Consider the following 24,190-nt stretch of genomic DNA (forward strand, 5'->3'; position numbering starts at 1 on the left):
GACCGCTGCCGGAGCGCAACCCACTCACTACAGCAGAGCCATGTAGACAACATCCCCTCCCCCTTTCCACCGCGTCAGACGCCCGTAGCAGCCCGCTACGGGCTTTTTCATGCCCTGCCCTAGCGTCCAAGCCTCACGGCCGCGCTCGGCCTCTCTGGCGGCCTTCTGGCGCTCCTGCTGCGGCGTCCGCTCGTGGGCCGTGGCGCGGGTCCGCGCGCCGGCCTCGTGCGCCTGGCGCTCGCGGGCGAGGTCCAGGGCGGCCGTCTTCACGTTCTGCCTTGCGCAGATGAGATAGGGGAGCCCGCAGAATTCGGAAAAAATCGTACGCTAAGGTTTTCCGGCACTGTTGCAAATAGTCGGTGGTGATAAACTTATCATCCCCTTTTGCTGATGGAGCTGCACATGAACCCATTCAAAGGCCGGCATTTTCAGCGTGACATCATTCTGTGGGCCGTACGCTGGTACTGCAAATACGGCATCAGTTACCGTGAGCTGCAGGAGATGCTGGCTGAACGCGGAGTGAATGTCGATCACTCCACGATTTACCGCTGGGTTCAGCGTTATGCGCCTGAAATGGAAAAACGGCTGCGCTGGTACTGGCGTAACCCTTCCGATCTTTGCCCGTGGCACATGGATGAAACCTACGTGAAGGTCAATGGCCGCTGGGCGTATCTGTACCGGGCCGTCGACAGCCGGGGCCGCACTGTCGATTTTTATCTCTCCTCCCGTCGTAACAGCAAAGCTGCATACCGGTTTCTGGGTAAAATCCTCAACAACGTGAAGAAGTGGCAGATCCCGCGATTCATCAACACGGATAAAGCGCCCGCCTATGGTCGCGCGCTTGCTCTGCTCAAACGCGAAGGCCGGTGCCCGTCTGACGTTGAACACCGACAGATTAAGTACCGGAACAACGTGATTGAATGCGATCATGGCAAACTGAAACGGATAATCGGCGCCACGCTGGGATTTAAATCCATGAAGACGGCTTACGCCACCATCAAAGGTATTGAGGTGATGCGTGCACTACGCAAAGGCCAGGCCTCAGCATTTTATTATGGTGATCCCCTGGGCGAAATGCGCCTGGTAAGCAGAGTTTTTGAAATGTAAGGCCTTTGAATAAGACAAAAGGCTGCCTCATCGCTAACTTTGCAACAGTGCCTAAATTTGCGCATGTAACGCTCCTGTATATGATGGATGAACCACTCTCGTTCAGGGTTATGGCGAAATGTTTATCGCCGCAGCGAGAGATTCAGTCTTGCTATCAATATTCCTGAAGGTTGTCCGCCTGATTTCAGGGTAAGCATTCATTCACTGGCCGGTTCTACCTTATTATTCATACAGATTAAAGTAGTTGTGCCTGCTACTGCGGTCACCTTCCTTGACAAAGTAAGCAAAGTTTGAAAAATTTAACACCGACGAAAGGCCATACCTTCGTTAGTGTGCGAAAGCCGCTTGCGAGCGACGGAATAGGTGAAAGCTTTAGTCAGGGTTAATTACCCTGTCTGCGGTGATGGGATGGCTCAGGCGTATATCATCACTCCTTCCAAAGTCCGTACACACTCTTTCAGCCTTTGCAGAAATGCAGGGGCTGTTTCATATCAGACAAGCGCAATGAAATTTTCAAATGCTTTCCAAAAATTCAAAGGCCTTAAGCTTTATCTGTATCTTACGGTCCCCGCACGGAAAGTAACTTTCCTGAACAGGAACCGCCTTGCCAGCCTTAACTTTCTAAACGGTTAAAGTTACACCAAGCTGTAAATGGTGAAACAGTTTTTGAAGCCCATGAAACACCGCTGTCGGAAAGATAACTAGCCCCAAGACGTCTAACTTCTTTTTGATGTAGAGCTAATTCTTTCGGATCGGCAATATCTTCCACCACGCTCATCATGGCCATCTGAACTCCGGGAGATGCCATTTTATAAGCTGTCGAGCTTGCAACTGAATTTTTCAGGATTGCCACTCTTTCTTTTTCTGGTCGTCCATTGTCAGACGTATTCGCATAAGTTGTACCGGCAATCAACAACGGAAGGCTGGCATTGGCACAGAAATGCATAACGCGTTTTTGCTGGAGCTGTAATTCAGTGGCTGCAAATGCTTTACCACATCCGAGGATTCCCAGAATCATAATTAAAGCTGTTTTATTCATAAAATTAAAACCGTCCTTTTTAGCTCTTTAACTGTTGCGGTTATCTCGGTGTGGATATTTCTGAAGTGTATGATACCCACTTACCTGAGACTGCCAGTATACTGGCTCAGGTATTAAACCTAAGAGGTCTGGTGCACCGGTTTTAACCTTTTCATTTCGCTTTTATCTTGTGCCAGGCTCTTGAGTCAGAATTTAAAGGTTTGTGGCATGCAGGTTTTACTGCCAGGTTTAGGCACAACCTGGCTGTCACCCTTCATTGGTCCTGAGCAAGGCCCTGGTATTCTGCCCAGCGTACGGCCAGCCGCTCTAAGTCCAGATCGTACACCAGCGGTGTGATTTTACGGCCTTCAAACAGCTCGCCCACCTCAATGCCTGGCTTAAAATGAACGGTCAGGGTGGCCGGATCTATGCCCATAAGATCGGCATCAAACAGCGCATGCATTGTTGGAGTCATCAGGATGCCATTAGACGGATTGTACCGGGTTCCATGTTCAATGTGTGCCGCATCCAGGACACCTCCATTAACCCAACCGGTTACCGCACAACGGCCTGCGAAATTCTCGATGAGCAGAGCTTTGAATTTACCCTGTGCCACGCCACTACGTTGCGTCACTACGCGCTCGCAGTGCTCACCCTGGATATCTACGTCAGGTTTCCGAATTGGCTCGCTGGTGGCCGTCTCAGCTTGTTTTAGGATGGAACGTGGATAGGCCAGGTTATATGCTGCGCCTGTGGTCATTTGCTCGATGACCGCAGGCGCATAACCTTCTGCTTCCAGCTTACGATATGCAGCCCGGTAGTCTCTTTGGGTTTTCAGCGGGTAAATCTTCCCGCCTTTACCATCGAAAGCGATAAACCAGAAATCGTCCGTGCCAGTTTCAAGATTTCTGCAACGTTTCAGATGCCATCCGCCTTCTCTCGCCCAGATGGTACGGTTATTTCTGGCATTCGTTTTGTCATACCCGTGCTCGTCAAGCCAGCTATCAAAGCTGGTCAGCCCCAGGTCCTGAACCTCCAGAGAAGGTACACGAATGACCTGCAAGGTATGGCGTGGTCTTGGCTCTCTCATCTTGATCTCTTCCTAGCGCTGGTCTGGGAAATACGGATATTGCGGGCCATATTCATAATCATGCGGGCCTGGCTCAACTTCCCAGAATGGACGGCCGCTAATTGTCTTTGGACCGCGCTCGTTTACGATGTCTTCTACATCCTGAATATTAAATGGCATCGTTGCCAGTAACAGCTGATCTTCGGGTGTCAGCGTCACAGTTGCACCGTCGATACGGCTGTAAAGGTCGGCAAACTGTTTACCTGCACCGTGCAACCGGTGCTCCGCTACACTTCTGATTGCGTGTAAGTCCAGCTCCGCCGCTTCCATGCGATCCACGTATAGTTTCATTTCTTTACGCAAAGCGCTCAGCTCACGGGTTTTAATAAATCCGTAGGCGTACCCACCCAGGGCGATAACTGCAATGATTGCTAAAATAGCCATTTATTTTCTCTTACGTTACTGCGGCCGCCGCTTTAGTCTTAATGTGAAGCCTGGGAATTCGCTGAATGAAGAATACGTTTTCACCCCCAGACCGACAGCTGTTAAGGCGCGATCCCAACACTCCATTTGTAAGTATCAGGCCCATCTTCTCCGCTGGTGGCATCAGCTACAATCTGTGCATAACGTTCTCCAGCAAGTTCTCTTACCATCTGATCCACGACCCATTGCAGATGATGCATTTCATCGGTTCCGCCGTAACGACAAGCCAACTCAATAGCCCGCTCTATTCTTTTTTGTTCTTCAGTCATACTGAATCCTCACGCTTACATCAGCTATTCTGAAAACATGCACACTATAAATTGCGGCTGTCATTTCTCAGCCAGGCGCCTGCATTGCTGCCTCATTCCATCAAAAATACTTTCCGCAAGCTGCTGGGGGAACTGGTCCGGAAGAAGCCCGCTAACACGTTCAATGACACCCGGGGTTCTGGCGATGATTTCCTCTATCATCGCCTCTGTCTGCTGTTTACTCAGGCCGGTTATCTCACCATGCCTGATCCAGTGGCGTCGTTGTATTCGATATATCTGGTAATAGTTGCTACTGCCACGTACGGCCATCGCCAGTTTGCACTTCTGCCAGGATATCTGATTGTTCCCATGACCGATCACCGGCCATGCCGACAACACATCATAGTTTGGTGTAAGGTGATAACGTCCCTGTGGCCCAATAGAAATACTGAAATTTTTAGCGTGGCCATCTGTTGCGGCCATCATCCAGAAAATTATCTGCGTCATAAAAAACTGCGCTTTGTCACGCTCAGCACGGTCTGAATTACTCAGAACCTCCATAATTTCCGATATACCTGGCCCGCCGTCCGCCTGATATTTTCGTAATGGCGAAACGCCCAGGGCCTGACACATATCCTCCTGGGGTAAACGAATGATCCATTGTCCGTCTCCTGACCATTTTCGGTCAAAACGTTCTACCACCAGCGCTTTCTGATCTTCAAAGTGAGCAATCTGCGTTCTTGCCACGGGGAGCCCGTACTGGCCGAGAAGTACCGAGCAGAGCCATTCATTTTCAACCGACGAGCTCATGTCGGCTTTCATGTTCCCCACAAGTCCGAGCGGTAGCTTGAATATATGCGTCGTTGGTGTATTACCCTCCGGCATACACCACCGATCTTCATGCCACAGTAGGGCTGTTTTCTCCTGAGCACCGGCAATAGATAAACGTAAGTCGTCGTTATCTTCTGGCCTGCCCGGTAGCAATGTCTCCGTGGTATTACGCAAAGTTGCCGCAATTTCTGATTCAGTAAGCGGGTGATACTTCACGGAATATAAATCAGTGGGTTCATCTCCGTCATGAAGCAGCTGTATCGCGCCCACGCAGTCTTTTCCCAGCTCCGTCAGCAGATCAAAAGGCTCCAGGCTATCGGCCTTGTAACGCATTGCCAGACGTCTGCGTATGCCTTCGCTGTCCGGCAGTAAATTATCAAAATAGTCACGTACCACATTTCCACGCCAGACCTGGTTCCCGGGAGTAAAAGGAAGGGACAATGACAGCGGCCTTCCCTGTTCGTCAGCAACCCATTCAGGAAGGTATTCTAAGCTGTCTACCCCTTTGCTTTTTTCCCAGTACCCGACTTTGATGCCGTTCATCCAAATTACCAGACGTTGCTGTTTCCGGCTCATATCGTTACCAATCCTCCTGTCGTGCAGGTGAGTTTGATTTAAGCATTTCTTCCGTCTGCTTCCTCTCTGAAGAGGTGGTTGCCGAGGAGAAGCTGATTTTTACGCCCAGGATGGAAAACACCTTGAATAGCCGTTCAATGCTCGCACTGGCAGGGTTGGCTTCCAGACGTGAGTATGTCTGTTGAGTGACGCCTAACCTTTCGGACAGGTCTTTTTGCGTCAGGCCATTCGCCTTGCGAAAACCAATGAGCAAGGGACGCAGCTGGTTGAGCGTGTTTAACGGGTAATCATTATTGATCATAAGCTGGCCTCAGTAGTTTCCTCTGATACACCTTGCAGGCTGTTTCCTAAACATACACCCTAAAAGCTGTAATATCAAATTAACAGCCTAAAAGCTGTTAAATAGGGCGTACAACTTTTAGGCTGTTACTATGTGGCAGCATAAATCTTGTTAGCGATACAACTTTATTGTCTCATCGCTCCTCTTTGCAACCAGCTACATACGATCATAAGTGACACAACATTAATATGAAGCGACATTCACCAAATGAACCTTCGTCATTTCAGATAGTTAGCTTACTTGCATGTCCTCATCCCATGAAGGGGAGGGCCTACCCATGGCATCGAGCAAAACTGACCACCCTGCCCTTATTAAGACCCCACATGCGGCAATGGTGCCCTGTCCACGCCGCCCGCGATTTTTGAGGAAATGGGAAGAAAATAAAAAGAAAACAAAAAGTTATCGGCTGAAGTATCGGCGCAGATCGGGAATCAGGCGAAGCCTGACAGCACGTTGGGGCCTGGCAGGGGGCTTGAGGGATGAGGACATGCAACTCTGATAGCCTTCCCGCCACGGGATCGGTTAAATTCGTATCCGGCCGGTGCAATTCCAACGGCCGCGTTACCAGTTCGCCGGGTAGCATGGCCAGCAAAGCCAGGCATCGAGCACCCGGGTTTCACTAACGGCCGCTGCATAGACGCCGGTATCCGGAAAGAAATAAACCGGGGTGGCGTTGTTCAGCTGGTCGCCTTCATCGGCCAGAGCGCCGATCACCTCATGAGGCTTCAGCAGCATATCCGTTAAATATTCATCCGGGTGGATGGCATTCAGCGATATGGCCATCTCCAGAAATTCATCCAGTGTGTGGCGGGTACGATACCCCCGGAAAACCTCGTATGAAGGCGTGACGCATTCACCATCCAGGGAACAGGCATCGTACCCGGCCAGCTGCTCTTCGGTGAGTCCGGAGGCATGCTTTGCCACAAGATTCGTAAACTGCTCTTTATCGTCCATCACAATCCTTACGCTGTAGGGGCCTGTTTGTGTTATCACTGCTTCCGGATTTTACATCGCACAACCCGGCAGGTATCCGGTCGCCCGGGCGTCCTTTGCGGTCATGTTAGCCTTTGGCCTGTATTACGACGAATCCCTTTCACTACACGGGCTCGCAGGGTGACACCTCCCCTTTTCACCGGAAGCGAAAGAGGAAGAACAGTTTAACAGCCCGGATCCTCAATAATTTTTGCATAACGGACTAAATGACCGGTTTATGCAGCCCCTGTTACTTACTGTCGCGGTAAGGATAAAACCCTGGTTATGAAACAGAGTTTGTATCGACGTTTAGGTTTTGGTTGAATGAGTAACTCTAAGCAACCGGAATATGACATGGCCAAAGTACAAGGGCTCTTTGTTGGATACCGAAAATTTGCTGTTGATCGCGAGTGGCTTCGGCAGCAGGAAGAACAACGTTATCGGGATCGCCAGCGACAATTTGATGAATGGTCCAGAAAATGGGTCACTGTAACTAGGCTAAAAGAGACTCGTTTATGGACTGACGGAGCCATCAGGCGATGGCTGGGTGAACCTCAGCAACAGGGTAAATATAAAGTTTTCCCCGTTGAAGCGGTTTTGGCTGCTGAGAAGTTGAATGAGTTTCAGCTCTGGCTTAAACCCCGGCTGGAAAAGAAACGTGCCCAGCATCACCACTTTTTAATTCCATTTCTGTAAAGTAGAAACAACGACAGTTCCGGCTGCATTCAAGGCTTCGGCATCTGGTCAGAAGTAAAGCGCCATTTTTCATTATAAGGGAGGTTAGATTGTGGAAGGTATTGAGACACTGAGTTTGCGGCTTGATGAGAACGAAACTATGGCCCTTGCTCAATTTGTTAAACGTCTGAGCTGGAGCGATCTACGTGGTTGTGCTGTGAGTGACGAAGAAGCCTGGGTAATGAAAAGCGCAGTTGATAAATTACAACAGGCGTTAAGGGAAGAAGGTTATGCGCCTCGATGATGCAGGCTTCGTGTTATTTTCCGATGACAAATTTTCTTAAGGACTAAGTATGAGCCAGCACTGGTATGAGGTGAAAAGCAATCAGGGAATTGTTCAGGTGATGTTAGGCTGGGATCCACCTTTGCAGTGGTTTCATATGTGCATTGATTATGACATTAATGCAGCAGAAGACCCACTCTATACTAATCTGGCTGAACCTGATCCCTACTACGTTACTCCGGAATATCTGCAATTTGTACTTGAACGCTTCGAAATAACGGATATTGTAATAAAGCCCGATACCTCTGGGCTTTACGAAGAATTATTAATGGATCAGCTTTTAGACCGATAGCTAAGCTGCCAGCAACAGACGTGCTGGCATAATCGTCACTTAACTGTAATGTCAGATACTTCAGGTACAAATGTCCGGACTCGTTTGAAACCTATCCAAAACTGTAAATATATTTTCGTTATAATATAACCTTAATTGAATTGCTTTCTAACAGTTCCCACTCTTCTTTTCTAAGTACATTTTTAATTATTGTTCCATTGGCAAGCGTCAGCTCATACTCCCTGTCACTATAAATAAGGTTTTTATTTTCGACTCGTCGAAAGCTGGTAATGGCAACCTTTCTTTATCCACCTAACGAATAATTATCTTTGATTTCTGCGAACATTTAAACTCCCGTATATTAACGTCTTAAAGACAACTGAACCTTCTCGGCCCTTTCTGCGCCCCGACTAATGATACTATCGTAGTTGTCGATTTCATCATCAGTTGGTGATTCTTCAGCTATCCATTTCAGGTACTTGATGCGGTCCATATGCTCCTCCCTGTACGATTTCCAGTGAACAAAGGCTCTACAGTATTAAGCTGCTGTAGAGCTCCTTTAACCATGCGAAAACTGTGCGTATTACAGGATGCCTAACCTTTTTGTTTCATCGATCCACGGTCTGAATTCTTCCAGTAAATTATCATATAACTTTTCATCGCTGATCGAACCGAAATCATCCATGGCAAAGAAGTGGGTGTTATCAACCCGGCGGTCAGTAAAGTCATCCAGATTTTTGAGGATACCGTAGCTTGAACCACCCAGGCCGACAAACTTCCAGAAGATGGGGTAGTTGGCAGAACGCCGGATTGCATCTTTAATCGCCCGGGTCTTGCTGATCCCGCCATCGGTAATAAATACAACATATACCGGGATTTTCGAGTCCTTAAAGTAGTCGACAATTTCTTCCATCACAGGGGGCTCATTGTTTGTCCCACCAAGTCCCGGCAGGTTCTCCCAGGCTGAACGCTTTCCAGACCCGCGAATGGACTGAATATATGTGTCCAGGTTGTCCAGTGTGACGTTTGGATACTTCTTGTGCTTCTCTCCAAATCCCCAGACATCCATTTCACCGTCGTCGTCGAACTGGGCGGCAAGAACGGCGATGCGGTCCAGCACAGACTGAACGTTGCCCTTACTGAACTGGCCACTCATTGAGCCGGATGCGTCAAGTACAAATGCAACCGCTGCCTCAAGGGTGTCCAGTTTATTTTTAGTGAGACTGACCGAGGCTTTTTTAGCGAGGCTTACGAGGCGCGGAGATCTGGTTTCAAGTTTCTTTTCCAGACTGATACGAGCAGGCTTTGCTGGCTGCGGAGCTGGCTGTGCGACATCAACGCCAAAGCTAATGGCCAGAGGCTCAAGACCACCGTTGAAACCCTGCCCGAGCGCACGAAGCTTCCAGGCGCCATTGTGCCGATATACTTCACCCAGGATGATTGCTTTCTCACTGCGGCCCTGAGTCTCAGCCTGAAAATCAGCGATACCAGGAGCCTGAATGCTCAATAAACTGAGCCCACTGATAGTATCTTCACCATCAATGACAACGGTGATCGCAATCTTACTGACGTTCGCCGGAACACGATCCAGTGCTATCTCAATGCTGGACTGCTGAGAACCGGTAACGAGCTTTACTGCCCCTTCAGGAGAAGACAGATTATTATAAAAGATAAAGTCAGAATCGCCGGTTACCTTTCCCTGAGCATTAAGCAGGAAGAGGCAGGTATCGGGTTCGCCTTTAAAGCCGGATTTGGCAGGGTACTGAAGATTCAGCCTGATCGCAGATTGCTGAAGCGGTATGTTTTGTCCGGATTGTAGATTCACATTAACTCTCCTGATTTTTGATTATTTTTAAAGCGCAGCGCTTATATATGTTCCCCAGGCTTAGTTCAGGACGCTGGATTTCTGGTGAGGCGTATATATGGTGTGACACCATATTTCATCACGCTGAAGTTTCTATACCTGTTGAACTGGAATTTTGATTGACCGGGTATCTTATGTTCCAGATCCCGTTCCTTCATAAACCGCAAAAGTAACATATATCAGAGGGGCATTCTGTTGATAAAAGGCACGGAATACCGGCTTTAACCAGCAACCAGAGATAAATCCGTTTCCTGCCTTTAAAAGGCTCAGGTCTGAATTAACATGACCTGCTTTCTGAAATTTCCAGTCCCCTTTCTACTACTCCCTCCTGAAAGCGGATCGCAACCAAAAAAAACCCCGGCATTGCCGGGGTATGATTCAGCGTTGTTTTAGATGTTAACGCCGTGCTGGGAGGCAAGAGCCGCCAGGCCACCGGCAAAGCCCTGACCGACAGCTTTAAACTTCCACTCAGCGCCATGACGATACAGTTCACCGAAGACCATAGCGGTTTCGGTTGAGGCATCTTCAGACAGATCGAAACGGGCAATTTCCGTGCCGTTGTCGTTGTTGTAAACGCGCATGAAGCTGTTGCTCACCATGCCGAAGTTTTGTTTACGCGCTTCTGCATCATAGATGGTAACGGCAAACACCAGTTTTTTGATATCTGCTGAGACTTTGGTCAGATCGATTTTGACCTGCTCATCGTCACCGTCGCCTTCACCGGTACGGTTGTCGCCCTGGTGCTCTACCGCGCCATCAGGGCTGGTTTTGTTATTGAAGAAAATGAAATGCGCATCTGACAGCACTTTACCGTCTTCGCCTACTGCGAACACGGAAGCGTCCAGGTCAAAAGCCTGACCGTCAGTTACACGGGCATCCCAGCCGAGGCCAACCATAGCGATATTCATGGTTGGTGCTTCTTTGGTCAGAGATACGTTGCCGCCTTTTACGAGAGAAACTGCCATTTTTAGCTCCTGCAAACAGTTGAATGAGGGCTGCATTAACAGCCCCGGGTGAAAAGTTACTTTTCGATCAGGACGCGTTAATGCCGTACTGAGCACATACAGATGCCAGACCACCAGCATAACCCTGGCCCACTGCGCGGAATTTCCACTCACCATTGTGGCGATACAGCTCGCCGAACAGCATGGCAGTCTCAGTGGACGCATCTTCGGTCAGATCGTAGCGAGCGACTTCAGTCTGGTTATCGTCATTGACCAGGCGAATAAACGCACCGGATACCTGACCAAAGCTCTGGCGACGAGCCTGAGCATCATGGATAGTGACAACGAAGATGATCTTGTCAACATCAGACGGGACGGCGTCCAGTTTAATTTTCAGCGATTCATCATCACCATCACCTTCACCGGTACGGTTATCACCGGTATGGGTTACGGAACCGTCAGATGACGTCAGGTTGTTATAGAAGATGAAATCTGAATCGCCGCGCACTTTGCCATTTGCGGCCAGCAGGAATGCTGAAGCATCCAGGTCAAAGTCCTGACCGTCTGTTGAACGCGCATCCCAGCCAAGGCCCACCAGGACGTTTTTCATTGACGGAGCTGCTTTACTCAGGGAGACGTTCCCGCCTTTGGAAAGAGAAACACTCATAAAATAACCTCTTCGATTAGTAATTGTTCAGGTTAACACTTCAGGGGATCAGCTCCCCTTTTCCTCAGATTCAGGTTTGCCCGGGAACATGACGCTTGCGAGAATGCCCAGCGCCAAAACACCCAGTACAACATACAGGCTGGTTGTCGCCGCGATGCTGTAACCATGATGCCAAATGTGATCGGTCGCATTCAGGCCCAGTTTTGCCGCGATGAAGAACAGCAGCACGATAACGGCCTTCTCCAGATGAACCAGGTACTGTTTCAGTGCTTCAAGGACAAAGTACAGAGTACGCAGGCCCAGGATAGCAAACATCATGGCACTATAGACGATAAGCGGTTCACGACTGACGGCAATGATTGCCGGTACCGAGTCAAACGCAAACATAACATCCGAGAGTTCAACCACGGCCACACACAGGAACAGAGGGGTCGCATACAGCGCCGCCTTTTTACCACGGCCAATGGTGACATCGCTGTTTTCTGGTTTCGCCAGTTCGGCATCCACTTCCTTCTGGTTAAGCAGGAAAGCATGACCTCTGAGCTTCGGCCAGATAGGGAAGAAGCGTTTAACCATGCGGTAAGCCAGATGCTGGGAATAATCCTCAATTTCATCATCGTCATCACCGCTTTTAAGCATCATGACCGCCGTCCAGGCGACGATGATAGCGAAGACAACTTCAACATACGGCCCCAGACTCAGCAGGCTCGTACCGATGGCGACAAAGATGCCCCTGAAGACGATGGCACCAATGATCCCCCAGTAGAGAACACGGTGGCGGTAACGATCAGGAACGGCGAACCAGGAGAAGATGGCCATCATGACAAACAGGTTGTCGACCGACAGCACTTTCTCCAGCGCATAACCCGTTACAAACAGGCTGGCAACCTCAGCACCGTGGTGGATGTAGAGGAAACCGGCAAATGCCATCGCAACCACAACCCAGAATACGGACCAGAGCGCCGCACTCTTCAGGGAAATGGGCTTGTCATCACGGTGCATAAACAGGTCAATAAAGATGGCACCGACTGAAAGCGCAATGAAAACAATGACCGTTTCAGTCGGGAAGCCGATGTGTGTGGAAACCATATTTTACCCTTAGGGATGTGGATCAGAGGCCAAATTCAGCCGGGTCGAAGCCCAACGCGATAGCGATCTCGCGGGAGGCCAGTTTCTCGTCCTGATCGAAGTTACCGTCACTTTTCGCAACGGCAATACCAACACGTAAGGCCAGCTGAGCGGCCTCAGGCTGATCTTTCAGCGCCAGGATGTATTTCATGGTTTCGCCCTTGCCGATTTCAACATCGAAATCGAAGCTTGAAACCAGTTTATTGAAGAACTCGATCACCTCATTGGTATCGAAGACCTTCAGCTCTTCTGAAGAGCGAAGAAAGCCCATCATTTTCTGCTTTTCTTCCGAACTCACGCCGTCACTCGATACGGCAATACGGGCACATACAGCAACGGTGCCGTGCATAAATTTTTTGTTTTTGAAACGACCAACCTGGCGGGTCAGTTCGTCCCGGCCAGAGTTAATGGCACCTTTTACCTTGTCGAAAAAGCTCATACCTGTTTCCTTTGTTGCTGTGTTATTTAGAACCGGCGCTCCAGCGAAATCCCCAGCCAAATGCCCGGTCCATTTCGTCCTGGCCTTTGAAGTACTGGTTAATTCGCTCGACTTTAATTGCGCCGTTTTCGTTTACGAGTCTGGCAATGGCGCACAATGTGCGACGGTTTTCACCTTCGGTCAGGCGGGTCTCAATGGGCGGTTGATCCGGCACATGAATGGTGACCACACCATCAGTCTTGTCCCAGCTGGGAACACCTTCATAAATAAAGGCGTAAATCAGCACTTCGCGGATATGCTTCCATTCACGTCCATTGATATGCAGCCACTCGCCGTCTGATACATCACCCGTCCGGTCATCGCCCTTGAGCTGAACATACGGTTCATCGCGATAATTACCGAATGCATTACCGAGCGCCTGAATGACCGATTTATACCCGTCCTGAAGCTCAACAAAGGCCCCCAGATCCAGGTCGATTCCTTTGGAGCCGAACATGCCTGCAAAGCCTGATTTGCCGCTGCCCCGGTGCCAGTTCAGGTTGATCCGGATTTCACCGAAGTTATCCCGTTTGGTCAGGCTGATTGCAGGCTTCTCTTTTGTCAGCGATACCTTGCTCAGGCTGATTTTTGTCTCAACTGGCGGAGGGGTTACAACCGGAGGAGTCGGGGCTGCGGGAGCCGGTTCGTCGGCAATATTTACGCCGAAATGCTCTGCCAGCGGTTTAAGTCCACCGTTGAACCCCTGCGCAACGAAGCGGAATTTCCAGTCATTATTACGACGGTAAAATTCACCCAGAATTAAGGCTGCTTCCTGACGGCCGCTCAGTTCGACACTGCCGCTAACCAGGCCGGTAGCCCCTTGCTCCACGTCGATGGAAAGATTACGAAGACCGGACACCGTCTGCCCACCGTCACAGGTCACGGTGAACGCAATTTTCTGGACATCAGGTTTCAGCCGGTTGAGCGCGACAGTAAAGGTTGAGTACTGGCCTTCACTGACCAGGCTGACGGTACCATCATCGTTACGTGGCTGACCATAAAACACCATGTCCGCATCACCCTGCACCTTCCCGTCGGCATACAGGCGAAACGCCGAAGCATCCACCTGGCCGCCCGAGGTGATCCGGACCCGCAACTCCTGGGCTGGAACGGGGGCATTGCCCCCCGGCGTCAGGTTCATTAGCGAATAACCGCTGAAACGATATCGGAGTGCATATCGTCAATTGTGCGGCCGCGACAGGCATGGCCAAGGGCGGTAAAGTCCCAGTTGCCGTTATTACGGCGCAGCGAAGAAATAACGATCCCGGTATGTGAGCCCTGCTCAGTCAGCTTGTAGCGAGCCAGCTCTTTGCCGGTTTGATCGACAACGCGGCAGAACGCGTTTTCGACGTCATTGAACGACTGACCACGGAAGCTGTTTACCGTAAACGCCAGGTATTCAACGTTTGCAGGCAGTCGGGAGAGGTTGACCTTAATCACCTCATCGTCACCGTCACCCTCACCGGTCAGGTTATCGCCACTGTGCACAACAGCGCCGCAGGTGGATTCCAGTTTGCGGAACCAGATGGTGTCAATTGTTTTACCGGTGCTGTCCATTAATACGCAGCCAGCATCGAGATCGATTGAGTCGTTGCCTCCAAACAATCCTCCAAGAAGACCTTTTTTCTTAACCGGATCCCAACCGAGACCGAATTGAAGCTGGCTTAATGCTGAAGATTCTTTGCTGAGTGATACCGTCTGGTTCTTACTTAATGAAACCATGTTTTATTCCTTAAAATGGTAATGACCGAGACAATCAAAGGTATATTTAGTAACTGACGAAGAAAATCATATCATGATGAAGTTCTCTGACAAGGGAAATTTTGGTAGTTTTCTTCAAAAACACAAAAATAAATCCTTTTCATGGTGTTCATTTTTCTATTTTTAATTTAAATATCAATACGTTATAAGGCACTAAAAAAAACACTGACGCACTCCATAACCACTGAAGTTATTAATCATATTATGATTGACATGTAGCGTAGACACTCATAGACTCACTTCTCAATCATAAATTTGCATGGCGTTCCGGATAATTAAAAAAAATGAACAAGAAAATTTGGTTTATGGAAGGTTTGTCCTCCCAGCGAGATATTATTCAGGGGGTAAAATCATTTGCACAAAAAAATAATTTTGCTATTACCGTATTTGCCTCCCACCGTAACGAAAGACATGAAATTCTTTCCGTTGCCGATTATTCTTTGACTGAACCTGAAGATCCTCAAAAACGTCTTCAGTTTATTCAGGAAACCATTCAGACCTACGGCATCCACCATATTCATACTGGCCGTAACAGCCAGTGGTTTGAAGAACACCGTTCAGCCATTGAATCGACCGGAGCCACCCTTACTACCGGTGCAACAGGCGTCGACTGGTTAACTCTGGCTGACGAAAAAGTTACTTTTGCTCAGTTTATGGAGCAAAACGGGCTCCCGGTCGTACCGTCCTGGCGGGTGAATACGCTGGCAGAATTAAAGACGCACCTCGCGGCCCCGCCGTTCTCGGACAGCCCGGTATGCGTGAAGCCGGTGACGGGTATCTATGGCATGGGATTCTGGCGCTTTGATGACAGTGCTTCGCCCATGGCCGTCTTTAATCATCCCGAACATCGTCTGGTCAGTCCGCAACAGTATATTGCAGCAGCATCGGCTTCTGAGTCGTTTAAACCCCTTGTTTTGATGCCGTACCTGCCAGGCCCGGAATTTTCCGTCGATATCCTCGCGGATAAGGGCGAAATACTCGCAGCCGTGGGACGCCGTAAGGAAGGGGCTATCCAGTATCTGGTAAACGAAGGAAGCGCCTGGGAACTGGCTTGTGACTGCGCCCGGGTTATGAAGGCCGACGGGCTGGTGAATGTTCAGACGCGAAACGATGTGAATGGCAACCCGGTGCTGCTTGAAACCAACATGCGTCCGTCAGGCGGGGTGGGTTATACCCTTCACAGCGGGGTGAACCTTCCCGGGTTGTTTGCTGCCTTTAAGCTCGGTCTGATGTCTGAAGATGCGGTGATCCAGAGCGCCAGAAATACCTTTTCTCCGGTTGCAGTGAGATCCATCACAGATGTCATCGTTTACCCGGAATCACTCTCTAACCATCTGAATTAAGGCGTGTTTATGTCTGATACCCTCGAAGATATGATTTATCGCCGTACCCTCTCATGCGGTACGATACAGGTAACCCGCGACCAGGGTGATGTTTCGCTCGATGACCTGTTTGATATCGCTGAAAGACGTAACCCGAAACGCGCCTTTCTGTTTGTCAGCAAAGTACTCGGCAGGCACATTCCCGTGCCACCCTCAGTCATGCGGCAGGCCTACAGACAGCTTGCCAGCCAGTTCCCCGCAACGCTGACAGGGCCCGTACTTTTTATCGGTATGGCTGAAACCGCCGTTGGGCTAGGGGCCGGTGTGTTTGATGAAGTGCGCCACCAGCATCGTGAATCTGTCTATCTGACCTCTACCCGTCACCCGGTTGATGGCACGTTACTTTGCGAGTTCAAGGAAGAACACAGCCACGCCACCGATCATCTGATCTATCTGCCAGATGATGAAGAGAAAAGACGTCGTGTTACCAACGCACGAACGCTGGTTTTGATTGATGACGAGGCAACCACCGGTAATACCTTTATTAACCTGCTTTCTGCCCTGCGTAATACCGGCAAGCTTCAACATATTGAACAGGTTATCGCCGTTACGCTTACCGACTGGAGTAGCAACGCCCTGTCGGAGCGCACATCCTTGCCCGTCACTTCGGTTTCGCTTGTAAGCGGTCAGTGGGGATGGACCCCATTACCTGATGCACCTGTCCCGGACATGCCGAAAGTCAACGTAACTTCACGCGGAGAATGGGACATCCTGGGAAAACAGTCCTGGGGTCGACTGGGGATGCTCGCACCTGCGGCCGATCTCGGCCATGAGGTCTCCGTCCGCAAGGGGGAACGTATTCTGGTTCTCGGGACCGGGGAATTCGTCTGGGAGCCGTTCCTGCTTGCTGAACGGCTCGAAGCTGCCGGAGCACAGGCACTTTATGGTTCGACCACCCGCTCCCCTATCGCCGTTGGTTATGCCATTGAGTCCGCCATTTCCTTTACGGATAACTACGGGCTGGGCATCCCCAATTTTGTCTATAACGTCGCCCACCAGCAGTTTGACCGTATTCTTGTGTGTACTGAGACACCCGCAGAAAGTATTGACACGCAGCTTCTTAAAGCCCTGGCTGAGGTTGCGCCCGTCGTGGAGATTGTTACCTATGAATAAACCCGTTGTTCTGAGCGACCTTGACGACACGCTCTTTCAGACCCGTCGTAAAATGGTGGACGAGCTGGCCCTGGAGCCATTCCGTACCGGTGCCGTTGATCGCACCCTGAATCCACGAAGCTTTATGACGGAAGAACAGTCCATGTTGGTGGACTGGCTCCTGGAGCAGGCTGAACTCATACCTGTTACCGCCCGGGGAACTGAAGAAATCAGCCGCGTCCGGATCCCTTTCCACTCCTGGGCAATCACCACGCACGGGGCCGTCATTCTCACGCCTGAAGGCAAACCCGACGAGGAGTGGAAGGCCCATATGCTTGGCCAGCTGGCTCCCTACCAGGAAAAGCTGACATCGATGCAGCGTCTGATCACTGAAATGATGGACGCAAAAGGGATCAATGCCTGGGCAAGGCTGAACTTCGAATACGGTGAAACGGCGGTTTATATGGTGATGAAGCACCGCGACAGCACCCGCCTTGACGAGCTTAATGCCATTGCAGATGAGATAGAAACGGTGTTTCCGACCGAGGGCTTCTACATCCACCGCAACAGTAATAACGTGGCCTGGCTTCCCACCCCGGTTGAGAAAGGGCTGGCAGTCAGATGGCTGCTTGAAAAACTTCGGGCTGAACGCGGAGTCTTCCCCGTAATTGGCCTGGGCGACAGCCTGAGCGATCATCGTTTTATGAAACTGTGCAGCTGGTTTGGCATCCCGCGTCAGAGTCAGTTTGCAGATGCCATTTCACAGCGAATTTTTGGAGAAAATTAAAATGCAGCCACATGACACATTTACCGGCTCATACCAGCCCGGTGACGTGGAATTTCTGCTAAAGCCGGTTGTCATTGAGATGACGCCGGTTGAGCAAAAAGAAGAGCTGATTCAGTCAGGGAAGAAACATTATTCGGACATGCTCAGTCAGGAGCCAGCGCCAACACAATGGCATCTTGATTTGTTTCACCGGGCGCTGGATCGGGGCGCAGAGAGACTTGCAAAAGAAGTCACACAGCTCGCTATTGCTCTGGCCAAACGCTTTGGTGATGAGCCCATTGTACTGGCCAGTCTTGTCAGGGCTGGCGTGCCGCTCGGCGTTATGCTGCACCAGGCCCTGCGTGACATGGGGAAAACCTCATGGCATTACGGTATCAGCATTATCCGGGATCGTGGAATTGACGGTGCAGCCCTCGACGTCATTGAAGAGCGGCATGGTACCAGCGGTATTGTCTTTGTTGACGGATGGACAGGTAAAGGCGCAATTACCGGAGAGCTTGTACGCGCACTGAAAGATCGCCCGGGCTATCCTGAGCAGCCGCGACTGGTTGTCCTGGCCGATCCCTGTGGCTGCTCCTGGCTTGCAGCCAGTGATGATGACTGGCTCATTCCTTTTGGCATCATGGGTGCGCCGGTGTCAGGCCTGATCTCCCGGTCAGTGTGGTCCTCTGAAGGATTACACGGGTGCATGGTTTGCGAGCATCTCAGTGAATTCGAATGCAGCCGGATGCTTGTCGATACCGTCGCTCATTTCCGTAAGAAGTTAACCCCGTCATCCCTCGCTCCCCTGAGCTGGAATACGGAGTCAGCCCGGGTCTTATGGCAGACAAGTCGCGACGTTATCGCGTTCCTGGCCGATGAATTTAAAGTGGACAGCGTCAATCGTATAAAACCCGGTATTGCTGAAGCAACCCGGGCTGTATTACGTCGGGTACCGGACCATGTATTTGTGCGTTCTATTGACGACTCGGACGTTGCCTTGCTTGTAGGGCTTGCTCGTGAAAAGGGAATAGTTGTTACAGAAATGGGGGGAACCCTCGGCCAGTATCGGGCTGTAACCATTATCAAGAAGGTACTTTGATGAAAAATCGTCTTTCTCCCTGGAATCTGGGAGCCACGCTATACATGCCTGCAACACGGGAAGATATTGCTGATGCCGTCCTGCACGGGAAAATCCCGGGTTTGCGCTCTCTGGTGATTTGCCTGGAGGATGCTGTCAGTGAAGCAGACATCCCCGTCGCCCTCAAAAATCTGGAGCACCTGCTGCACGAGCTCAGTAACAGCATGCATAGCCTGGGTAAAAATGACTGGCCTCTGGTGTTCATTCGCCCCCGGCATGCCGAAATGGGCAGATGGTTAAAAGCGCATTATGATCTTTCCGCTGTCGACGGGTTTGTGTTGCCGAAATTTACCCTCAGTTCGTTAGCTGAATGGTGGGATATCATGGGCGGGACTCACCTGTGCATGATGCCAACGCTGGAAACAGAAGACGTCTTTGACGTGGTTCAGATGCGGGAGCTGGCCACCCGTCTGGTGGAACATCCCTGCCACGACCGCATTATTGCGCTTCGAATCGGCGGCAACGATCTTATGAACGTTGTGTCGCTTCGCCGTCCCCGGGACCTGACGCTGTATGACAGCCCGATGGGCTACGTCATCAAAATGCTCGTTTCGGTCTTCGGCCCGCGTGATTTTGCCCTGACCGCGCCCGTATGTGAGCATATTGACGATCATGCCGTAATGGCCAGAGAGCTGGCTCTTGATATGGCACATGGGCTTGTTGGGAAAACGGCCATTCACCCGGGTCAGATAGAGGTCATTCAAAACGCGCTGATGGTCACTCAGGGTGAGCATTCTGACGCTCTGCGGATCCTGAACTCTACCCAGGCCGTGTTTAAGTCGCAGGGAGCAATGTGTGAACCCGCCACACATCGCCGCTGGGCGGCTGGCATTCTGGACAGAGCTCGTTTTTATGGGTTACAGAACGAGCAAAGCGCTGATGGAATCAGATTACTTACCGTGACCCAGCATCATTAAGGAAATCATAATGGGGTTCAGATTCAGAAAGTCGATCAACATTATTCCTGGTGTTCGCCTCAACCTGAGTAACGGTGCACCGAGCCTGAGTGTCGGGCCGAGAGGTGCTTCCGTTTCTTTTGGAAGCCGGGGGACCTATGCCAATCTGGGCTTGCCCGGTACCGGGCTGAGTTACCGTACCCGGCTTGATCGGGCCGCGCGTTCCGGAGGTGGGAACCGGACGGCTACCGACCCGGGGCTCAGACAGGCGCTTGAGGAGGAAGCCGCTGATCTCATGTCAGCGGTGACCGCAATCCGTAATATTCACGAGCTGACGCCGGATCCTAAAACAGGCATCAGCTGGGCAGAGCTGGAAGCAGTATACCTGCATAACAGAACGTCGCCTTTTCAGGTTCCGGCACCGGTGCGTCCAGAAAAGCCAGACTATCTTGCATTGCCGGAAAAGCCTGCCGAGAGCGAAGGCATTAGTTTTCTGGGTAAATGGTTTGAATCGGAATCAGCTAAAGCTGAGCGCCACGCCGAAAATCTTCGCCGGTGGCAGCAGGAGCTGATTGATGTGGAGCGTGAGAATACCCTTCGACAGCACCGGTACCAGCAACAACGGACGGCCTGGGCCGAACAGTATGCAAACTGGAAGTTTGAGGCTGAAGAACATGAAAAACGGCTCGCCACGGCTCAGGCAGATGCCCGGCAGCAGTTCCGGACAGACGCCGCGTTTTTCGAATCATACCTGGCGGGTGTGCTGGCAGAAACTGAATGGCCGCGTGAAACGCTTGTTGCATTTGAAGTAAAGCCGGAGCTATCAGCAGTCCTGCTGGATGTTGATTTAGCTGAGATTGAAGATTTCCCTGATAAGATTTACGGCGTTAATGCCCGGGGCACGGAGCTGACGGAAAAAGCCATGACGCAAAAAGCCGTACGCGAAAACTATGCCCGCCACGTCCATGGCTGCTTGTTCCGCCTGGTCGGTATCGTTTTACATACGCTACCGTTCGACAACGTGATTGTGTCAGGCTTTACGCAACGGGTCAGTAAGCGGACCGGCTATCTGGAGGATGAGTATATCCTGTCCTGCAAATGCAGTCGCAGCCAGATGTCGTCAGTAAATTTTGCAGGCTTAGAACACATTGATCCGGTTGAAGCGTTAGGCGATCACCCGGTTATTCGAAAGATGAGCAGTACCTTCATTTTTCAGCCTATTGAACCACTAACCCTTTAAGCAGGCTAAATCTTACGATGCAATTAAATACCAGACAGGCCCGGATTTTTAAGCTTGCCAACTTACTGGGCACCGGCAAGCCCGTTTCCGCTGCCGACATTATAACCAGTCTGGAATGCTCAGAGCCGACATTAACCCGGGCACTCAAAGAGCTACGCGAGTCATATTCTGCGGAGATCAAATACAGCAAGGCAGGTCATTCCTACCATCTCGTTAATCCGGGCCAGCTGGATAAAAAGACCCTTCGCCGGATGAATGAAGCGCTCGCACAGAATGCTGAACTGAAAACCGGTGAGTCCACAGGGAAGGTCGTACTCGATAAGGATAAAAAAACAGCCGTGTCATTATCGCTACGCATGCGGATTTTAAGAAAAATTGACCGTCTGGCTGCGCTGAGTGGCTCGACCCGAAGTGAAGCGGTAGAGAAGCTGGCTCTGCACTCCGTTGATGAACTGATAAAAGAATACAGCGCTAAAAAGTCCTGACGCTAAATCTCAGACCGGGGTGAAAACCCCGGTTTTGTCATATTTCACCTCTGTATCTGCGTGACGGAGTTTTGATCTATTCTCCTCCCGCAATGTCAGCAGCGCCTTTCTGCCTACAAAACCTGGTGTCTTGACATCCTCTTGTGCTACACATCAATCTTTGGGCGATTTACACTCCATTCATGCAGATCTGTGATGTATGATGATTTTCATACATAAGAAAGTTTATTTTTGCCGGAGTTTTTTTCAGAAATTTATATTCCAGTACGGTCTGAATTTTTTTCTCTGATAAGAGGCCATTCACATGTCGGTAATTCAATGGTGGTTAACTTATTTCTTTAATGCCGCTTCTGAGTATTTAATCTCCACCCGACAGATGTCGTGCCGTTTTATCAAATCTACAAACTCTGGCCTCTTCCTGAAACTACTCTCCTCTTCCGATCTCTTAAGAAGGAATTACATTTGAGACGCTTACCCGTATATCTGCTACTCGACACGTCCGGCTCTATGCACGGAGAGCCTATCGAAGCGGTTAAGAATGGCGTTCAGACGCTGCTTACCACGCTGAAACAGGATCCGTATGCACTCGAAACGGCTTACGTGTCAGTGATCACCTTTGATTCTTCAGCCCGACAGGCAGTCCCCCTGACAGACCTCCTGAGTTTCCAGATGCCAGCACTAACAGCCAGCGGCACCACCTCTCTTGGCGAAGCGCTTACCCTGACGGCCAGCTCCATTGCCAAAGAAGTACAGAAAACGACGGCTGACACTAAAGGTGACTGGCGTCCCCTTGTATTCCTGATGACGGATGGAAGTCCGAATGATGACTGGCGTAAAGGCCTGAATGACTTTAAAGCGGCCAGAACCGGCGTTGTTGTGGCATGTGCAGCCGGGCATGATGCCGATACCAGCGTCCTCAAAGAAATCACTGAAATCGTGGTTCAGCTCGATACAGCTGACAGTTCGACGATTAAAGCTTTCTTTAAATGGGTCAGTGCGAGCATTTCGGTAGGCAGTCAGAAAGTGGAGTCCAGCAAAAAAGAAGTGATCGGTCTTGAAGACCTGCCACCGCCGCCGCCAGAAGTAAACGTGGTCTTATAATTTTATTAATTAAGGGGATGTCATGTCTGTCAGTCTGAGCAAAGGCCAGGGCGTAAGCCTGAAAAAAAATGAATACGATCTCTCGTCCGTTACTATCGGCCTGGGTTGGGATATTAATGAGGAAAAGAAAGGTTTCCTCGGCGGGATCTTTGGTAAAAAAGAAGAAGAATACGACCTTGATGTGATCGCTTTCCTGTGTAATTCAGCCGGAAAGGTGACCGATCTCGGCAATGTGGAAAATGGTAAACCAACGCTTGTGAATGGCGATATCATCTTTTTCAACAGCCTTCGCCATAAGTCAGGAAATATCTGGCTGACGGGCGATAACCGAACCGGAGCCGGTGATGGTGACGATGAGCAAATTATTGTGCGCCTGAATTCCCTTGACGCTCAGTACGAGAAAATTGTGTTCATCGTTCAGATCTACAATGGTGAAAAGCTCCAGCAGCACTTTGGTAAAGTTCAGAATGCCTTCATCCGGGCAGTAGATGCCCGTAATATTGAAATGGCACGATTCGATCTTTCTGGCGGACCCGCCTTCGCCAGCCAGCGCTCCATGGTTTTTGCCGAGCTGATACGCGAGGCTACAGGCTGGAAACTCAGGGCAATTGGTGAGCCTTCAGAATCAGATTCGTTTGTCTCGCACCTGAGGAATTACATGTGATGCGCCGCCTGCCTGTTTACCTTGTTATCGACACATCCGGCTCGATGCGCGGTGAGTCCATCCATTCCGTTAACGTTGGAATTCAGGCGATGCTTAGCGCTCTTCGCCAGGATCCCTACGCCCTCGAAAGCGTTCATATCTCCATTATCACCTATGACAATGAGGCGCGTGAGTTCATTCCTCTCACGCCGCTGGAAGACTTCCAGTTTTCTGACATCGTTGTGCCAAGCGCAGGCGGGACGTTCACCGGTGCTGCCCTTGAATGTCTGATGCAGTGTGTTGAACGGGATGTACGTCGCTCAGATGGTGATACAAAAGGAGACTGGCGTCCTCTGGTATTCCTGATGACTGATGGAACCCCTTCTGATGCCCTGGCGTACGGTGAAGCGGTAAAAGCGATTCGCGGCCGGGGATTCGGATCCATCATTGCCTGCGCCGTTGGTCCTAAAGCAGGCCATGAGCACTTAAAACAGCTCACCGATAAGGTTGTGTCTCTGGAGACGCTAGATTCAACCGCGTTTGCAGGTTTCTTTAAATGGGTATCGGCCAGCGTGTCTTCCGGCAGCACAAGCGCGGGGATCAATAACGGAACTGATACCCTTCCCCCTCCTCCACCAGAAATCCAGCTGGTGCTCTGACAGACAGAAA

General features: G+C 50.5%; 30 protein-coding genes. 14 read left to right on the top strand and 16 right to left on the bottom strand.

The features are described from left to right. Positions 1-27: 27 nt before the first annotated feature. A complete protein-coding gene (locus HU143_RS23340) occupies positions 28-270 on the bottom strand; it encodes a transposase (protein WP_000844627.1) in 243 nt (80 codons plus the stop codon). Positions 271-402: 132 nt separating this feature from the next. On the opposite strand from HU143_RS23340, the gene HU143_RS23345 reads away from it, so the two are divergent. After that, positions 403-1,107 (top strand): IS6-like element IS26 family transposase, encoded by a 705-nt coding sequence (locus HU143_RS23345; protein WP_001067855.1) that lies wholly within the window; start codon positions 403-405, stop codon positions 1,105-1,107. Positions 1,108-1,720: 613 nt separating this feature from the next. Here HU143_RS23345 and HU143_RS23350 read toward each other — a convergent pair. From HU143_RS23350 to HU143_RS23380, 7 genes are all read right to left on the bottom strand, one after another. Beyond that, the gene (locus tag HU143_RS23350; RefSeq protein WP_001043843.1) at positions 1,721-2,146 is read right to left on the bottom strand and encodes a hypothetical protein; all 426 of its coding nucleotides are present in this window, start codon (positions 2,144-2,146) and stop codon (positions 1,721-1,723) included. A gap of 253 nt (positions 2,147-2,399) precedes the next feature. Further along, positions 2,400-3,215 (bottom strand): HNH endonuclease signature motif containing protein, encoded by an 816-nt coding sequence (locus HU143_RS23355; protein ID WP_053276223.1) that lies wholly within the window; start codon positions 3,213-3,215, stop codon positions 2,400-2,402. A 12-nt stretch (positions 3,216-3,227) separates the two neighbouring features. Next, the gene (locus tag HU143_RS23360; RefSeq protein WP_000985911.1) at positions 3,228-3,638 is read right to left on the bottom strand and encodes a hypothetical protein; all 411 of its coding nucleotides are present in this window, start codon (positions 3,636-3,638) and stop codon (positions 3,228-3,230) included. A 101-nt stretch (positions 3,639-3,739) separates the two neighbouring features. After that, positions 3,740-3,946 carry a hypothetical protein gene (locus tag HU143_RS23365; RefSeq protein ID WP_000134171.1) on the bottom strand — a complete coding sequence of 69 codons (207 nt, stop codon included), beginning with the start codon at positions 3,944-3,946 and terminating at the stop codon, positions 3,740-3,742. A 60-nt stretch (positions 3,947-4,006) separates the two neighbouring features. Continuing rightward, positions 4,007-5,332, bottom strand: coding sequence for a type II toxin-antitoxin system HipA family toxin (locus HU143_RS23370; RefSeq protein WP_000088046.1), 1,326 nt, complete (start codon positions 5,330-5,332; stop codon positions 4,007-4,009). A gap of 4 nt (positions 5,333-5,336) precedes the next feature. Beyond that, complete coding sequence (locus HU143_RS23375; RefSeq protein WP_024136327.1) at positions 5,337-5,630, bottom strand: helix-turn-helix transcriptional regulator; 294 nt, start codon at positions 5,628-5,630, stop codon at positions 5,337-5,339. 603 nt (positions 5,631-6,233) lie between these two features. Then, complete coding sequence (locus HU143_RS23380; RefSeq protein WP_011152969.1) at positions 6,234-6,665, bottom strand: hypothetical protein; 432 nt, start codon at positions 6,663-6,665, stop codon at positions 6,234-6,236. Between the two features lie 333 nt (positions 6,666-6,998). Between HU143_RS23380 and HU143_RS23385 the strand changes: the two genes are divergently transcribed. The 3 genes from HU143_RS23385 to HU143_RS23395 all read left to right on the top strand — a co-directional run bounded on the left by HU143_RS23385 (position 6,999) and on the right by HU143_RS23395 (position 7,954). After that, positions 6,999-7,340: a hypothetical protein gene (locus HU143_RS23385; RefSeq protein ID WP_001151575.1), complete on the top strand. Its 342-nt coding sequence runs from the start codon at positions 6,999-7,001 to the stop codon at positions 7,338-7,340. Between the two features lie 91 nt (positions 7,341-7,431). Further along, entirely contained in the window at positions 7,432-7,623 is a 192-nt protein-coding gene (locus HU143_RS23390; protein ID WP_000398480.1) for a DUF7706 family protein, read from the top strand. Between the two features lie 49 nt (positions 7,624-7,672). Next, positions 7,673-7,954 (top strand): hypothetical protein, encoded by a 282-nt coding sequence (locus tag HU143_RS23395; protein WP_000077926.1) that lies wholly within the window; start codon positions 7,673-7,675, stop codon positions 7,952-7,954. 340 nt (positions 7,955-8,294) lie between these two features. Here the strand turns inward: HU143_RS23395 and HU143_RS24735 are convergent, their stop codons facing one another. From HU143_RS24735 to HU143_RS23430, 8 genes are all read right to left on the bottom strand, one after another. Next, positions 8,295-8,426 carry a hypothetical protein gene (locus HU143_RS24735; protein ID WP_000374059.1) on the bottom strand — a complete coding sequence of 44 codons (132 nt, stop codon included), beginning with the start codon at positions 8,424-8,426 and terminating at the stop codon, positions 8,295-8,297. Positions 8,427-8,516: 90 nt separating this feature from the next. After that, on the bottom strand, positions 8,517-9,758 hold the full coding sequence (locus HU143_RS23400) for a vWA domain-containing protein (RefSeq protein WP_001053338.1): 1,242 nt from the start codon (positions 9,756-9,758) through the stop codon (positions 8,517-8,519). A gap of 428 nt (positions 9,759-10,186) precedes the next feature. Beyond that, complete coding sequence (locus tag HU143_RS23405; RefSeq protein WP_000301242.1) at positions 10,187-10,762, bottom strand: TerD family protein; 576 nt, start codon at positions 10,760-10,762, stop codon at positions 10,187-10,189. A gap of 67 nt (positions 10,763-10,829) precedes the next feature. Beyond that, entirely contained in the window at positions 10,830-11,408 is a 579-nt protein-coding gene (terD, locus tag HU143_RS23410; RefSeq protein ID WP_000116677.1) for a tellurium resistance membrane protein TerD, read from the bottom strand. A 48-nt stretch (positions 11,409-11,456) separates the two neighbouring features. Further along, on the bottom strand, positions 11,457-12,497 hold the full coding sequence (gene terC / locus HU143_RS23415; RefSeq protein WP_000255079.1) for a tellurium resistance membrane protein TerC: 1,041 nt from the start codon (positions 12,495-12,497) through the stop codon (positions 11,457-11,459). A gap of 22 nt (positions 12,498-12,519) precedes the next feature. Then, entirely contained in the window at positions 12,520-12,975 is a 456-nt protein-coding gene (locus HU143_RS23420) for a tellurite resistance TerB family protein (RefSeq protein ID WP_000007448.1), read from the bottom strand. A 22-nt stretch (positions 12,976-12,997) separates the two neighbouring features. Continuing rightward, positions 12,998-14,155 (bottom strand): TerD family protein, encoded by a 1,158-nt coding sequence (locus HU143_RS23425; protein ID WP_001054787.1) that lies wholly within the window; start codon positions 14,153-14,155, stop codon positions 12,998-13,000. Next, positions 14,155-14,736, bottom strand: coding sequence for a TerD family protein (locus HU143_RS23430; RefSeq protein ID WP_042634303.1), 582 nt, complete (start codon positions 14,734-14,736; stop codon positions 14,155-14,157). The genes HU143_RS23425 and HU143_RS23430 overlap by 1 nt, the downstream gene beginning before the upstream one ends. 323 nt (positions 14,737-15,059) lie before the next feature. Between HU143_RS23430 and HU143_RS23435 the strand changes: the two genes are divergently transcribed. From HU143_RS23435 to HU143_RS23480, 10 genes are all read left to right on the top strand, one after another. Continuing rightward, positions 15,060-16,118 carry an ATP-grasp domain-containing protein gene (locus HU143_RS23435; RefSeq protein WP_001035162.1) on the top strand — a complete coding sequence of 353 codons (1,059 nt, stop codon included), beginning with the start codon at positions 15,060-15,062 and terminating at the stop codon, positions 16,116-16,118. A 9-nt stretch (positions 16,119-16,127) separates the two neighbouring features. Further along, on the top strand, positions 16,128-17,270 hold the full coding sequence (locus HU143_RS23440) for a phosphoribosyltransferase domain-containing protein (protein WP_001285478.1): 1,143 nt from the start codon (positions 16,128-16,130) through the stop codon (positions 17,268-17,270). Further along, positions 17,263-18,036, top strand: coding sequence for a hypothetical protein (locus HU143_RS23445; protein WP_001040059.1), 774 nt, complete (start codon positions 17,263-17,265; stop codon positions 18,034-18,036). The genes HU143_RS23440 and HU143_RS23445 overlap by 8 nt, the downstream gene beginning before the upstream one ends. Before the next feature lies 1 nt (position 18,037). Continuing rightward, positions 18,038-19,117 (top strand): cysteine protease StiP family protein, encoded by a 1,080-nt coding sequence (locus HU143_RS23450; RefSeq protein ID WP_042634304.1) that lies wholly within the window; start codon positions 18,038-18,040, stop codon positions 19,115-19,117. Next, positions 19,117-20,073, top strand: coding sequence for an HpcH/HpaI aldolase/citrate lyase family protein (locus tag HU143_RS23455; RefSeq protein WP_000797366.1), 957 nt, complete (start codon positions 19,117-19,119; stop codon positions 20,071-20,073). Before HU143_RS23450 ends, HU143_RS23455 begins: the two co-directional genes overlap by 1 nt. 10 nt (positions 20,074-20,083) lie before the next feature. Beyond that, positions 20,084-21,292 (top strand): DUF4236 domain-containing protein, encoded by a 1,209-nt coding sequence (locus HU143_RS23460; protein ID WP_000506887.1) that lies wholly within the window; start codon positions 20,084-20,086, stop codon positions 21,290-21,292. Between the two features lie 17 nt (positions 21,293-21,309). Further along, complete coding sequence (terW, locus tag HU143_RS23465; protein WP_001176767.1) at positions 21,310-21,777, top strand: tellurium resistance protein TerW; 468 nt, start codon at positions 21,310-21,312, stop codon at positions 21,775-21,777. A 462-nt stretch (positions 21,778-22,239) separates the two neighbouring features. Further along, the gene (locus HU143_RS23470; protein WP_001388628.1) at positions 22,240-22,878 is read left to right on the top strand and encodes a vWA domain-containing protein; all 639 of its coding nucleotides are present in this window, start codon (positions 22,240-22,242) and stop codon (positions 22,876-22,878) included. A gap of 22 nt (positions 22,879-22,900) precedes the next feature. Further along, positions 22,901-23,542: a TerD family protein gene (locus tag HU143_RS23475; protein ID WP_000116681.1), complete on the top strand. Its 642-nt coding sequence runs from the start codon at positions 22,901-22,903 to the stop codon at positions 23,540-23,542. Then, entirely contained in the window at positions 23,542-24,180 is a 639-nt protein-coding gene (locus HU143_RS23480; protein WP_001253658.1) for a vWA domain-containing protein, read from the top strand. Before HU143_RS23475 ends, HU143_RS23480 begins: the two co-directional genes overlap by 1 nt. Positions 24,181-24,190 lie beyond the last annotated feature (10 nt).

Origin of the sequence: Salmonella sp. SJTUF14076, assembly GCF_015534835.1 — a bacterium.
Classification (GTDB): domain Bacteria; phylum Pseudomonadota; class Gammaproteobacteria; order Enterobacterales; family Enterobacteriaceae; genus Salmonella; species Salmonella enterica.